Source organism: Janthinobacterium sp. PSPC1-1 (genome assembly GCF_049897625.1).
In the GTDB taxonomy this organism is placed as follows: domain Bacteria; phylum Pseudomonadota; class Gammaproteobacteria; order Burkholderiales; family Burkholderiaceae_D; genus Janthinobacterium; species Janthinobacterium tructae.
The window spans coordinates 1-14,286 of record NZ_JAFCWP010000013.1; the positions used below are offsets into that span (position 1 = coordinate 1).

Consider the following 14,286-nt stretch of genomic DNA (forward strand, 5'->3'; position numbering starts at 1 on the left):
GTGAAAGTAGGTTATCGTCAGGCTTGTTATTTGGTGAAACAGCCCCCGGCTGTTTCTCCTTGAGAAAAACCCGATCAGCAATGGTCGGGTTTTTTTTCGTCTGGTGGTTTTGTTTGGCGGTGGTGGTGGCTGTCGGCTTACGCGCGTAGCGCTAAGCCGACCTACGCCGACCTACGGTCAGAGCCGGTAGGTCGGATTAGCGTAGCGTAATCCGACAACATTGTTGGCGTCGTGGCATCAGCTACCACGATAAGTGGAATACGACCACGGCGACACCACCAGCGGCACATGATAATTCTCATCCGTATGCGCAATGCCGAAGGCCAGGGTCACCAGATCGATGAAGCGGGGCGAGGGAAGTTCCACGCCCTGGGCGGCGAAGTAGTCGCCTGCGTTGAATACCAGTTCGTACTGGCCCGCCTTCATGCTGTCGCCTTCCAGCAAGGGCGAACTGCAGCGGCCGTCGCTATTGGTCATATCCATCTTCAATAACACTTTGCCTTCCGGCGCGACTGAAAACAGGGCTACCTTGACGCCGGCTCCCGGCCTGCCGTGGGCGATATCGAGTACATGCGTGCTGAGTTTTCCCATTTGCTATCCTGTATATAGGGTGAGTGAATGTGCTTATCGTGCAAATCATATACCGGTGACTGCGCCGGGCTATATGATTGGGCATATAGCCAACATTGTCCTCCTATAGGCGCGCCTCCGCATGAACAATTACGAACATTATCCACGCGACTTGATCGGCTATGGCCGCACGCCACCCCATCCGCAATGGCCTGGCAAGGCCCGCATCGCCCTGCAATTCGTTCTCAATTACGAGGAGGGGGCGGAAAACAACGTGCTGCATGGCGATGCCGCGTCGGAAACGTTTTTATCGGAAATGATCGGTGCGGCCGCTTTTCCTGCGCGCCACCTGAGCATGGAGTCGATTTATGAATACGGTTCGCGCGCCGGACTATGGCGCTTGCTGCGCATGTTCGAGGAGCGGCGCCTGCCGCTGACCGTGTTTGGCGTATCGATGGCCTTGAAACGCAATCCGGAGGCGGTGGCTGCCTTCCAGCAACTGGGGCATGAAATCGCCTGTCATGGCTTGCGCTGGATTTCCTACCAAAACATGGATGAGGCGACGGAACGTGAACACATGCGTGAAGCCGTGCAGATCATCCGCGAATTGACGGGTTCCGCCCCGCAAGGCTGGTATACGGGGCGCGATTCACCGAATACGCGCAAACTGGTGGTCGAACATGGCGGTTTCCGCTACGACGCCGATTATTACGGCGATGATTTGCCATTCTGGGACCAGGTGGCGTACACGGATGCCGCCGGCATGCCGGCCGTGCAGCCGCAGCTGATCGTGCCCTACACCCTGGACACGAACGACATGCGCTTTGCCGCCATGCAAGGCTTTAATTCGGGCACGCAGTTTTTTGATTATCTGAAGGATTCCTTCGATGTGCTGTATGCGGAAGGTGATCCGAACGGCTTGAATCAGCCAAAGATGCTGTCGGTGGGCCTGCATTGCCGCCTGGTCGGGCGGCCGGGACGGGCGGCGGCGCTGGCGCGCTTTCTCGACTATGTGCAGCGCCACGAGCAGGTGTGGATCACGCGCCGCATCGATATCGCTGAACACTGGCATGTGACGCATCCTTGCACTGCCTGATCTGTATTGATATTGAGTGATAAGTAAAATCAGTCTTAGCATATAGTTGTCCCATATGCCGGTGTTAATCTCCTATACTGGGACTATACCGAGGCCAGCATGTCAGAACCGATCCGCTTTTATTACCGTGGTGTCGTACAGGAAGTACGCAACGCCGCCCCTACGCAGACTGTGTTGCAGCACCTGCGCGAGGATTTGCATTGCACGGGCACCAAGGAAGGCTGCGCCGAGGGCGATTGCGGCGCTTGCACGGTGGTCATCGGCAGCCTGGTCGATGGTCAGGTCGAGATGAAGGCCGTCAATGCCTGCATCCAGCTGACGCCCACGCTTGATGGCAAGGCCTTGTTTACCGTGGAAGATTTGCAGCAGCCCAGTGGCGCCTTGCACCCGGTGCAGCAGGCGATGGTCGAATGCCACGGTTCCCAGTGCGGTTTTTGCACACCAGGTTTCGTGATGTCGCTGTGGGGCATGTATCTGGCGAAAAACGGCGAGACGCCCACGCGCTGCGAAATCGACGATACGCTGTCGGGTAATTTGTGTCGCTGCACCGGTTACCGGCCCATTATCGATGCGGCCAGGCGCATGGGCGAATTGCCGCGTGTCACATTCGACCGCAATGCTCTGGCGCAGCAATTGCAGGCGTTGCAGCGCGCTAGCCTGGCCACTTATGAGCACGGCGGCCAGCACTTCCACGCGCCACGCAGCATTGAGGAACTGGTAGCGCTGCGCGCGGCAAAGCCGCAAGCGTGCCTGCTGGCCGGCTCCACCGATATCGGCTTGTGGGTCACCAAGCAGCTGCGCGACCTCGGCGACATCATTTATCTCGGCAACGTGGCCGCGCTGAAAAACATCACCGTGGATGATGGCAAGCTGCACATCGGCGCTGGCGCCAGCCTGAACGAGGCCTATGCGGCGCTGTGCGAGTATTATCCGCAGGAATTGTCGGAATTGTGGCAGCGCTTTGCTTCCTTGCCGATCCGCAATGCCGGGACCCTGGGTGGCAATGTGGCCAATGGTTCGCCCATCGGCGACTCGATGCCGTGGCTGATTGCGCTGGGTAGTGAGGTCGTGCTGCTCGGACTTGCCGGCCAGCGCATCATGCCGCTGGAAAACTTTTATCTGGGTTACCAAAAGAAAGATCTGCAGCCCGGTGAATTCGTCGAAGCCGTGCGCGTGCCCTTGCCGCGTGCCGAGGTGCAATTCCGCACGTATAAACTGGCGAAGCGCTTCGACCAGGATATCTCGGCCGTGTGCGCCGCGTTTGCCTTCCAGCTCGACGGCGAGCGCATCATCGATGCGCGCATCGCCTTTGGCGGCATGGCGGCCACGCCGCAACGGGCCGCGCAAACGGAAGCATTTTTGCTGGGGCAGGCGTGGACGGAAGACAACCTCGTCATCGCCATGCGCTTGCTGGCCGACGATTACGCGCCGCTGTCGGACATGCGCGCCTCGAATACCTATCGCATGACGACGGCGCAAAACCTGTTGCGCCGCTTCTGGCTGGAAACACGCCCCGGTGCGCCGCTGCTGCGCACTGCCGTCAACGCCTACGCTTGCCGCGCCTGAAAGGACCAGCATGAACCATCCTGTCACGCCCGAACTGCAAGCGGCCGCCTGGGCCGCCGTGGGCAAGCCCAGTCCCCATGAATCGGCGCAATTGCATGTGCTGGGGCAAGCCACCTACACGGACGATATCGCCGAACTGCAAGGCACCTTGCATGCGGCGCTGGGCCTGTCGCAAAAGCCGCACGCGCGCATCACGGCCATGGATTTGTCGGCCGTGCGCGGTGCACAAGGGGTTGTCGCCGTCTACACGGCGCAGGACATTCCTGGCACCAATGATTGCGGTCCCATCATCCATGACGACCCCATCCTGGCTGCGGAGCTGGTGCAATACGTGGGCCAGCCCATCTTTATCGTGGTGGCCGATACGCACGACCATGCGCGCCGCGCCGCCCGCCTGGCGCAAGTGTCGTACGATGAGTTACCCGCGATCATGACGCCGCAGGCAGCCAAGGCGGCACAGTCGTATGTGCTGCCGCCGATGCAGCTGACGCGCGGCAACTACCAGGCCGCGTTCGAGATGGCGCCGCATGTGGTCAGGGGCCAGCTGTATGTGGGCGGGCAGGAACAGTTCTATCTGGAAGGACAGATTTCCTACGCCATCCCGAAGGAAGCGCAGGGCATGCTGGTGCTGTGTTCGACCCAGCACCCGAGCGAGATGCAGCACGTGGTGGCGCATGCGCTGGGCGTGCATTCGCATAACATCACCGTCGAATGCCGGCGCATGGGTGGCGGTTTCGGCGGCAAGGAGTCGCAGTCGGCCCTGTGGGCGGCGGCGGCATCGATTGCGGCGGCTAAACTGAAACGCCCCGTGAAACTGCGCGCCGACCGCGACGACGACATGCTGGTGACGGGCAAGCGCCACTGTTTTTACTATGAATACGAAGTGGGCTACGACGACGACGGGCGGATCCTGGCCGCCAAGGTCGACATGACCACGCGCGCGGGCTACTCGGCCGACTTGTCCGGCCCCGTCGCCACGCGCGCCGTCTGCCACTTCGACAACACCTATTATTTGTCCGACGTGGATATCCGCGCCGCCTGCGGCAAGACCAATACCCAGTCGAACACGGCTTTCCGGGGCTTCGGCGGGCCGCAGGGCGCCATCGCCATCGAGTACGTGATCGATGAAATCGCTCGCCATTTACAACGCGATGCGCTCGATATCCGCCTGCTCAATTTCTATGGCCGCAATGATGGGGAAGGACGCAATGTCACGCCGTACGGCCAGAAAATCGTCGACAACGTGATCCATGAACTCGTCGCGGAACTGGAAGAGAGCAGCGATTACCGCGCGCGTCGCCTCGCCATCGACGCCTACAACGAGGCCAGCCCCATCCTGAAGAAGGGCCTGGCATTTACGCCCTTGAAATTCGGCATCGCCTTCAACGTCACGCATCTGAACCAGGCCGGCGCCCTCGTGCACGTGTACGTCGATGGCTCCGTGCTGGTCAACCATGGCGGCACGGAAATGGGGCAGGGCATCAATACCAAGGTCATGCAGGTGGTGGCGCACGAGCTGGGGCTGGACCTGGAATGTGTACGCGCTACGGCCACCGATACCAGCAAGGTGGCGAACACGTCGGCCACGGCAGCGTCCACCGGTGCCGACCTGAACGGCAAGGCGGCGCAGGATGCGGCGCGTCAGATCCGTGAACGCCTGGCCGATTACGCTGTCAAACTGTATGGCGGCGACGTTGCTGCTGTGCGCTTCTTCGATAACCACGTCCACGTGAATGGCCATGTCGTCGCGTTTTCCGAGCTCGTACAGAAGGCTTATCTGGCGCGGGTGCAACTGTGGTCGGACGGTTTTTATGCCACACCGGGCCTGTCGTGGGATGCGAAGACGATGACGGGCCATCCATTTTCCTACTATGCGTATGGCGCTGCCGTGGCTGAAGTGGTGGTCGATACCCTGACGGGGGAATGGAAACTGCTGCGCGCGGATGCCTTGTACGACGCGGGCCAGTCATTGAATCCCGCGATTGATCTGGGCCAGGTGGAAGGGGCATTTATCCAGGGCATGGGCTGGCTGACGACGGAGCAGCTGTGGTGGAATGCGGCGGGCAAGCTGATGACGCACGCGCCATCGACGTATAAAATTCCCGGCATTTCCGATTGTCCGGAAGATTTTCGCGTCAAGCTGTTCCAGAACCGCAACGTGGAAGACAGCATCCACCGTTCCAAAGCCGTGGGCGAGCCGCCGCTGCTGTTGCCGTTTTCCGTGTTCTTTGCCATCCGCGACGCCATTTCCAGCGTGGGCCATCACGCCGTGCAACCACCGCTGAATGCCCCCGCCACCAGCGAGGAAATCCTCAAGGCGGTCATGGCCGTGCAAGCGGCCGGCGTGGCCGCTTAAGGAGTTGATGATGAGCGACTGGCTGACAGCAATCGAGAATGACACGCAGGCATCCGTACTGGTGACGGTCGCCCTGGTGGAAGGTTCCGGGCCGCGCGAAGCGGGCGCGAAGATGCGCGTCACCCTCGATGGTCAAATGGACACCATCGGCGGCGGCCACCTGGAACTGCGTGCCGTGGAAATCGCCAAGAGCATGCTGGCCACGGGTGACACGCATGCGCGGCTCGAGCGTTTTGCGCTCGGTCCCAGCCTCGGGCAATGCTGCGGCGGCGTCGTCCACCTGGCCTTTGAATATGTCGATGCCAGCCTGAAAACATTGCTGGCCGCCTTGCGCGAGCGCCGCCAGCACGATAGTTGGCGCCTGACGGCACTCGATGGGGAACCCGCGTCGGTTCTGTTCGATGCGGAGGGCACGCTGATCGCTGGCATGCCAGGCCAGGCGCCCGATACGTTTGCACGCGAACGCAGTACCCATGTCGCGAAGGGCAGTGAAGGGCGGCGCTGGCTGGTCGACCCGTGCCTGGCGCCGCGCGCCCATCTGACCTTGTTCGGCGCCGGCCACGTGGGCGCCGCCATCGTGCGCGCGCTGGCCGATTTGCCCTGCACTATCACCTGGGTCGATGAACGCGAAGACATGTTTCCCGCAGCGTTGCCAGCGGGGCTGCCAAGTAATGTGCGCATCGCTGCCAGCGACACGCCCGAGGAATTTGTCGCCATGGCGCCGCCCGGTGGCAGTTTTCTCGTCATGACGCACAGCCATGCGCTCGATCAACGCTTGACGCAAGCCATCATGGAGCGCGAGGATGCGGGCTGGTTCGGCTTGATCGGTTCGAACACGAAACGCAAGCAGTTCGAGCACCGGCTGCAAGCGCGCGGCGTGCCGGACGAGCGCATTGCCGCCATGGTCTGCCCGATCGGCATGCCCGGCATCCGCAACAAGGCGCCGGCTGTGATCGCCGCTTCCGTTGCCTGTCAATTACTCATGGTGTGGGAGGAAGCCGCTAGCGCGGCCCTGGCCGCACCGCTGCGGCTGGCCTCTGCCAGCGCGCCACCGCGCCGCCAACCACGCGTCGCCACTCACCCGTTATAGAAAGAAGTCATGCCGATTGTTCCCGTCACATTGCAAGCTTACCGTGCCAGCTTGCTGCACTTCCACGCCGATCCCGCTTTCACCGAGGAGGCGCACGCCTGGCATGCGGATGGCTTGCTGATCGTGGCCGATGGCAAGGTCGTGGCGGCCGGCGATTACGCGCAGCTGCAAGCGACTTTGCCGCCAGGCACCGAGATCGTCGATTATCGTGGCAAGCTGATCGTGCCGGGTTTCATCGATACGCATCTGCATTTTCCGCAGACGGAAATGATCGCCTCGCCCGCCCCCGGTTTGCTGCCGTGGCTGGAGACGTATACCTTCCCCACCGAGCGCGCGTTTGAAGACCCTGTGCATGCGCGCAATGTCGCCGAGTTTTTCCTCGATGAACTGCTGCGCTGCGGCACCACCACGGCGATGGTGTATGGCAGCGTGCATCCGCAATCGGTGGATGCCTTTTTTGGCGCCAGCGAGGCGCGCGGCTTGCGCATGGTGGCGGGCAAGGTCATGATGGACCGCAACTGCCCCGAATTCCTGCGCGACACGGCCGAGTCCGGCGCGCGCGAAAGCGAGGAGCTGATCCGGCGCTGGCACAAGCACGGCCGCTCGCTGTATGCGATTACGCCCCGTTTCGTGCCCACCTCGACGAATGAACAGATGCACCTGGCGGGCGAGCTGGCGCGCGCCTATCCGGATACGTATCTGCAGACCCACGTGTCGGAAAACGAGGATGAGTGCCGCTGGGTGCGCGAACTGCATCCGCAGGCGCGCAGCTACCTCGATGTGTATGAGCAGTACGGTATGCTGCGCCCGCGCGCCATGTTCGGCCATTGCATCTGGCTCGATGAGCGCGACCGCGCGCGCATGGCGGAGACGTCTTCGGCGGCCGCTATTTGTCCCACCTCCAACTTGTTCCTCGGTAGCGGCCTGTTCGATTTCGAGCGGGCCGATGCGGCGAGAGTGCTGCTGTCGCTGGCCACCGACGTGGGCGGCGGCACCTCGTTCTCGATGTTGCAAACCATGAACGAAGCCTATAAAGTAGCACGCTTGAAAGGCAGCTATCTGCCCGCCTTGCGCATGTTTTACCTGGCAACTTTGGGGGCGGCGCGGGCCATGCAACTGGAAGGTACCCTGGGCAATTTCACGGCTGGCACGGAAGCGGACTTCATCGTGCTCGACAAGCAATCGACGCCGCTGCTGGCGCGCCGCACGGCTGGCTGTCAAAGCCTGGAGGAATTGCTGTTTGCCTTTGCGCTGCTGGGCGACGACCGCGCCGTGGCCGCCACCTATTCAGGCGGACAATGCGTGCATGTGCGGGGGCAGGGCTGACCTACCCGTTGTTCCATACGAATTATCCTGAGCGAGAACGCGAATGCACAAGAAACTCACTGGCCTGGCGCTTGTCGCCGCGCTGGCATTGACCGGAACGGCGCAGGCCGCCCCGTCTTCCAACGAAGCGGCCACCGCGCGCCATTTTGCCGCCCTGCTTGCCGGCGCGCAGCCGAAGACAGCCGAGTTGAGCCTGTTCTTTTCCATGATGCCCAAGGGCGGCGACCTGCACCACCATTACTCGGGCGCCATTTACGCCGAGCAATTCCTCGACTGGGTCGACAAGGAAAACTATTGCGTCAACAAGACGACGTACCGCATCGAAAGCAACAAGGACGTCGTAGCGGCCGAGCGCGCCAAGCCGGCCGCGCAGCGTGGCTGCCTGTCGTCCACGGAAGTGTTCGCCGATGCGGGCCTGTACGCGCAATTGCTGCAGCGCTGGTCCACCAAGGATTTCTACAACCATGGCGCCATCCAGACTCCACCGGACCGTACCTTTTTTGATACGTTTGGCTACTTCGGTCCCGTCGCATCGAGCAACACGGCCGACGGCCTGAAAACGCTGAAGCAGCGCGCCATCGCGGAAAACCTCAGCTACATCGAGACGATTTTCGAGCTGTCGCCGTTCGTGCAGAATGCGCAGTTCGACCAGCAAGTGCTGGCGCCGGGCTTGCCGCCGGCAGCGTTGCAAGCCGTGCTGGCCAACTGGACAGGCAGCCTGGAGCAGGACGCCAGCTTCCAGAAAAGCATCACCGCCTACAACGACAACGTCAACGCCAGCAGCGCCGGCATCGACGATGCGAACTTCACCATGCGTTACCAGGCGTATGTGCTGCGTTTCCTGTCGCCATCGCAAGTGTTCTCGTCCATGGTAGCCGCGTTCAAGGCGGCCAGCCTGAATCCGCTGCTGGTGGGCGTGAACATCGTGGGCCAGGAAAGCGTGAATGTGTCCATGCGCGATTACAGCTTGCACATGGAAATGTTCAAGTTCCTCAAGGCAAAATATCCGAACGTCAAGATCGCCCTGCATGCCGGTGAGCTGGCGCTGGGTATGGTGCCGCCGGAAGGCATGGCGTTCCATATCGCCGAAGCCGTCGATGTGGCCGGCGCGGACCGTATCGGCCATGGCATGGATATCGCGTACGAGCACAATGCGCTGGCGACCATGCAAAAGATGCGCGAACGCAATATTCCCGTGGAAGTGAACCTGACCAGCAACGATTACATTCTCGGCATCAAGGGCCAGGCCCATCCGATCACCCTGTACCGCAAATATGGCGTGCCCTTCGTGATTTCCACCGATGACGCGGGCGTGTCGCGTAATACCCTGTCGAATGAGTACGTGCTGTTTGCCAGCCAGTACAAGACCGATTATGCGGAAATCAAAAAGCTGTCGTATAACAGCCTGCGTTATTCGTTTTTGGCTGAAGCGGACAAGCAACGTTTACTGAAAGCACTCGATGCCCGTTTCAGCCGTTTCGAAGCCATGATCGCAAATAGTGATCGTAAGGCGACTGTTGTAAAGCCGTAAAAGTATTTCACCTCCCCTGCCTGCCACGCGACCGCAACTAGCGGTCGCGTAACCTCCTGATCTTCATAGTTACAAAACCCTCCTTTTATCCTTTTTGTTGTGCCTTTACGACAAAAAATGATGCGCTGGTAGTGCTTTCTTGCAATTATTTTCTGAAACAATTTCCAAGTCTTGCCGCTCATCTATAATTTCGCCCCGATGAGGTGAGCTTGCTCGGTTGATACAAAAAATGCGGCTTCCAGCGGTGATTTATACTTTTAATATATAAATCATTAAAAAAAAACGTATTTGTCAGCCTACAGACCTTAATGCATAGTTGGACGGCGAAGAATTGAATAAGTCATTTTTGATATCGCTTTTGTGACAATTCAGGATGTCTAGCGGCGCCTGTCACATTGCGGTCATATCCGTGTAACGGATTTGAAATATTCGATCTTTATACTGCCGTGTCTAGTTGGATAGTTTCCGTGTTTCACCACAATATAAGCAAGTCAGAATACTTGTAAGTTACAACACACTCTAGGGGGTTCAAATGCAGTTCATTCAACAACCAAAATTGCGACTAAGTATGATCGCAGTGGCATGCCAATTGGCTTGCTTCGGCATCTCTACTGCGCATGCGCAAACCGCTGACGAAGCCACAAAAGTGGTCATTACCGCTAAAAAAACCGGTATGGGCCTGATGGTGACGGAAGATGCGCCAAAAGCACGCAGCACGATTACGGCAGAAGAACTGGAAAAGCAGCGTCCAACGGGCAATGCGTACGAAGCCCTGGAGATGTTGCCAGCTGTTAATAGCTACAACTACGATGCAACTGGCCTGTTCGGCGGCGGCCTGACACTGCGCGGCTTTAACTCCGACCAGATCGGCGCCACGATCAATGGCGTGCCGGTGAATGACTCCGGCAGTTTTGCCATCTACCCGCAAGAATATGTCGACCAGGAAAATACCTGCTCGCAAACCGTCACCCAGGGTTCGACCGATGCCGATTCGCCACAAGTGGGCGCCACCGGCGGCAACTTCGGTATCAACACCTGCAATCCTGAAGACAAGCACCGCCTGCGCATGATGCAGACCTTCGGTCAACTGAACATGAAGAAAACCTTCGTGCGCGTCGACACCGGCCTGTTCTCGGACAAGCGCACCAAGATGTTCGTATCCGCTTCGCATGCTGAAGCCGACAAATGGAAAGGCAAGGGCGGCGCCAAACGCGACCATATCGATGCCGGCATCAACTACGATTGGGATCGTTTCAACTATATTCACGCCACCTTGCTGTACAACGAGGCGATGAACAACAACATCAATAACCTGACCTTGTCTGAAATCAACAAGAACGGTTATAACTTCGACTATGCCGATACCTTCAAAGGCCATCTGAAGCCTGTAAAAGGCACTGCCCAAGTGGAAACCACGCAGTCGCCAGCCTTCTACAAGCTGGGCATCAACCCGTTCAAGAATGCCATCGCCTCTGCCACGGCCAAGTTCCGCCTGAACGAGAATCTGGACCTGAAAGTACTGCCATACATCTGGTACGGCTATGGTAACGGTGGCGTGCAACAGCGCGCCCAGTCGGAAAAAGCTTTCTATGACGCAGCCACTGGCACGCGCAATGGTACCGTGGACTTGAACGGCGACGGCGACACCCTCGATACCGTGCTGGTCGCCAACGCCAGCGTCACCAAGACCTTCCGTCCAGGCGTGACCGCGTCGCTGAACTGGTCGTCGGGTAACCACGATGTGCTCGGTGGCTTCTGGTACGAGCGCGCTCGCCATCAGCAAACGGGCCCGATGCTGGCACTGAGCAATGATGGTATCTCGCAAGATCCTTGGCTGCAAAACGGCCAGATCCTGCGTCCGGATGGCACGCCAGCGCAAAGCCGTAACTGGATGTCGATTTCGACCGCTTATCAGTTCTTCCTGCAAGACACGATCAGCCTGAACGATGACAAGCTGAAGATCAATATCGGCGTGCGCAGCCCGAACGTGAAGCGTGACTTCACCAACTACGGCGACGAAAACAACAACGTCAAGCCGTACAACCTGGTCAAGAAGTACAGCACCCTGCTGCCGCAACTGGGTGCGCGTTACCGCATCACCAACGACGATCAAGTGTTCATTTCGGTTGCCAAGAACGTCAAAGCACCACCTAACTTCGTGTTTGGCAACATTGGCACCAGCGTGAAAGTGGTCAATGGCGTCGCAAACTTTGTTGGTGATGTGAAGCAAGAATCGTCGTGGAACACCGATATCGGTTATCGCCACCAGGATGACAATTTCATCGCTTCGGTGACGGCGTTCTTCATCGACTTCAAGGATCGCCAGGCAACCACCTTCGATCCAATCACCCAAGCGAGCAGCTATACCAACGTGGGCCGCGTCAGCAACAAGGGTCTGGAATTCGAAATCGGCAATACGCCGATCAATGGTTGGGCGATGTACGGTTCGCTGGGTTTCAATAACAGCAAAATCAAGGACGACATGCTGTCCGCGACGAATGTGTACCTGCCGACTGCTGGCAAGGAAATGATCAACACGCCGAAGAAGAAAGCCGGCTTGTCGATCGAGTACCAGAATGGTTCGTTCTGGACCCGCGTGAAAGCGCGCGCCACCGGCCAGCAGCAAGCATCGATGGTCAATGATGAAACGGCACCAGGCTACACCACCTTCGGTATCGACGGCGGCTACACCTTTGCCAACTTCGGTTACATCAAGCGTCCCAAGCTGACGGTTAACCTGAGCAACATCACGGACAAGCAGTACCGCAATCCGTCCTCGACCACCGTCAAGAATACCCAGGCTATCCCTGGTGTAACGACGTCGGTTGATACCCAGCGTTACTACCTGGGTGCGCCACGCTTCGTATCGGTCACCCTGTCGATCGATATCTAATCGACGCTGACGCGCAGCCTGCAGGCCAGGTTGCGCGCAATGTGTTGCAACGGGCCTTAGGGCCCGTTTTTCTTTTCAGCCGGCGTTGTACAGCCGGACCTTGTTTAACCCGTTTGCGCAATGCCGTTATCCCGGCCGTTGCGCTATGCTGCGAAGCCTATGAAAACACTGCCCTTATCCCTGATCGCGGTGGCTATCGCCGCCGCCATGACCGGTTGCGCCACCCATCCCGCGGCGCCCGTCGATATCAACCTGGTCGCCCTGAACGACTTCCACGGCAATCTCGAGCGCAGCAAATTTACCTACACGAGCGTCGCCGATGCCGAGCGCAAGACGGTGCAGGCGGGCGGTATCGATACCTTGTCCGGCGCCCTGACGGCGTGGCGGCGCGAAGATGCGCAGCTGATTTTTGTCGGCAATGGCGACCTGGTCGGTGCCAGCCCCGCCATGTCGGCGCTGTGGGCCGATGAACCGAGTATCGTCGCCATGAACATGCTGGGCATGAAGGCCAGTTCCGTCGGCAACCATGAATTTGACCAGGGCAAGGCGGAACTGCTGCGCCAGCAGCGCGGCGGTTGCGAGTCGTCGCGCGCCGACAAGGCGTGCAAGTTCACGCCCGACTTCAAGGGCGCCAGCTACACCTATATGGCGGCCAATGTGATCGACACGCAAACGGGCAAGTCCCTGCTGCCTGCCTACCGCATCGAAGAGGCGCATGGCGTCAAGGTGGGCCTGATCGGCGCCGTGCTGAAAGATACGCCATCCGTGGTGACGGCCGCCGGCATTGCCGGCCTGCAGTTTGGCGATGAGGCCGACGCCATCAATGCCACCTTGCCGCAGTTGCGCGCGCAAGGCGTGGGCGTATTCGTCGTGCTGCTGCATCAGGGCGGCGAGACGAAGGAAGCCGTCGACCAGGCCGATTGCAGCCACCTGAAGGGCGAAGTGGTCGATGTGGTGAAGCGCCTCGACCCGGCCATTCAATTGGTCATCAGCGGCCATTCGCACCAGGGTTATCTGTGCCGTGTCGATGGCCGCCTCGTGACGCAGGCACAGATGGGCGGGCACATGCTGACGCGCATCAAACTCAAGGTCGATCCCGTCAAGAATGCGCTGATCGATGCCAGCGCGCAAAACGTCGTCATGCTGCCAGGCATGTATGAGCCGGACCCGGCCGTGGCAGCCTACCTGGAATCGGTCAAGCAGCGCAGTGCGGCCGAGTTGTCGCGTCCCGTGGCCATTATCGCCGTGCCGAACGTGGGCCGCAGTACCAAGGGCGGCGGCGCATCGCCGCTGGGCGACCTGGTGGCCGACAGCACCTTGTTCGGCGCGCGCGCCTTTGGCGCGCAAATCGGCCTGATGAATAATGGCGGCATCCGCAAGGACCTGGAAGCGGGCGCCGGCCTGATGACGAACGTGGGCCAGAACCAGGCAGTTGTACCGTTCGGCAATACCCTGATCGTCGTGAGTCTTTCTGGCGCGCAAATTCGTACCTTGCTCGAACAGCAGTGGCCGGGTGCCGAAGCTGAGGAGAATAATCTGCTGCAGATATCGGACGGCTTCAGCTACCGCTGGGACAGCACGCGGCCCCAGGGCCAGCGCGTGCTGCCGGGCAGCATCATGCTCAATGGCATTGCTCTTGAAGACAATCAACAATACCGTGTCGCCGCCAACAGCTTCCTGGCCGGCGGCGGCGACCGTTTCACCGTGCTGGCGGCCGGCACGCGCCGGCTCGACACGGGCGTGCGCGACATCGACGCCTTCAGCGATTACCTGATCGCCCGCGCGCGCGCCGGCAAGCCGGCCGGCAGCGCCACGGCGGCAGGGCGCATCGTGCGCGTCAAATAATTTACAAGGAATA

Annotated in this window: 9 protein-coding genes; 8 read left to right on the forward strand and 1 reads right to left on the reverse strand. The window is 59.7% G+C overall.

Going from position 1 to position 14,286, the window contains the following annotated elements; all coding sequences use genetic code 11:
• Positions 1-237: 237 nt before the first annotated feature.
• A complete protein-coding gene (gene uraH, locus ACP7EG_RS26510; protein WP_071079294.1) occupies positions 238-591 on the reverse strand; it encodes a hydroxyisourate hydrolase in 354 nt (117 codons plus the stop codon).
• 121 nt (positions 592-712) lie between these two features.
• Between uraH and puuE the strand changes: the two genes are divergently transcribed.
• The 8 genes from puuE to ACP7EG_RS26550 all read left to right on the forward strand — a co-directional run bounded on the left by puuE (position 713) and on the right by ACP7EG_RS26550 (position 14,273).
• Positions 713-1,666, forward strand: a complete 954-nt coding sequence (gene puuE, locus ACP7EG_RS26515; protein WP_426090061.1) for an allantoinase PuuE — start codon at positions 713-715, stop codon at positions 1,664-1,666.
• Between the two features lie 99 nt (positions 1,667-1,765).
• Positions 1,766-3,232, forward strand: coding sequence for a xanthine dehydrogenase small subunit (gene xdhA, locus ACP7EG_RS26520; RefSeq protein ID WP_426090062.1), 1,467 nt, complete (start codon positions 1,766-1,768; stop codon positions 3,230-3,232).
• A gap of 10 nt (positions 3,233-3,242) precedes the next feature.
• Positions 3,243-5,588 carry a xanthine dehydrogenase molybdopterin binding subunit gene (gene xdhB, locus ACP7EG_RS26525; protein WP_426090063.1) on the forward strand — a complete coding sequence of 782 codons (2,346 nt, stop codon included), beginning with the start codon at positions 3,243-3,245 and terminating at the stop codon, positions 5,586-5,588.
• Between the two features lie 10 nt (positions 5,589-5,598).
• Positions 5,599-6,678 carry a xanthine dehydrogenase accessory protein XdhC gene (gene xdhC / locus ACP7EG_RS26530; protein WP_426090141.1) on the forward strand — a complete coding sequence of 360 codons (1,080 nt, stop codon included), beginning with the start codon at positions 5,599-5,601 and terminating at the stop codon, positions 6,676-6,678.
• Between the two features lie 9 nt (positions 6,679-6,687).
• Positions 6,688-8,004, forward strand: coding sequence for a guanine deaminase (gene guaD, locus ACP7EG_RS26535; RefSeq protein ID WP_426090064.1), 1,317 nt, complete (start codon positions 6,688-6,690; stop codon positions 8,002-8,004).
• Between the two features lie 43 nt (positions 8,005-8,047).
• Positions 8,048-9,535: an adenosine deaminase family protein gene (locus ACP7EG_RS26540; RefSeq protein ID WP_426090065.1), complete on the forward strand. Its 1,488-nt coding sequence runs from the start codon at positions 8,048-8,050 to the stop codon at positions 9,533-9,535.
• A 673-nt stretch (positions 9,536-10,208) separates the two neighbouring features.
• Positions 10,209-12,428 carry a TonB-dependent receptor gene (locus ACP7EG_RS26545; RefSeq protein WP_426090066.1) on the forward strand — a complete coding sequence of 740 codons (2,220 nt, stop codon included), beginning with the start codon at positions 10,209-10,211 and terminating at the stop codon, positions 12,426-12,428.
• A 159-nt stretch (positions 12,429-12,587) separates the two neighbouring features.
• Entirely contained in the window at positions 12,588-14,273 is a 1,686-nt protein-coding gene (locus ACP7EG_RS26550; protein ID WP_426090067.1) for a bifunctional metallophosphatase/5'-nucleotidase, read from the forward strand.
• The last annotated feature ends 13 nt before the right edge of the window (positions 14,274-14,286 follow it).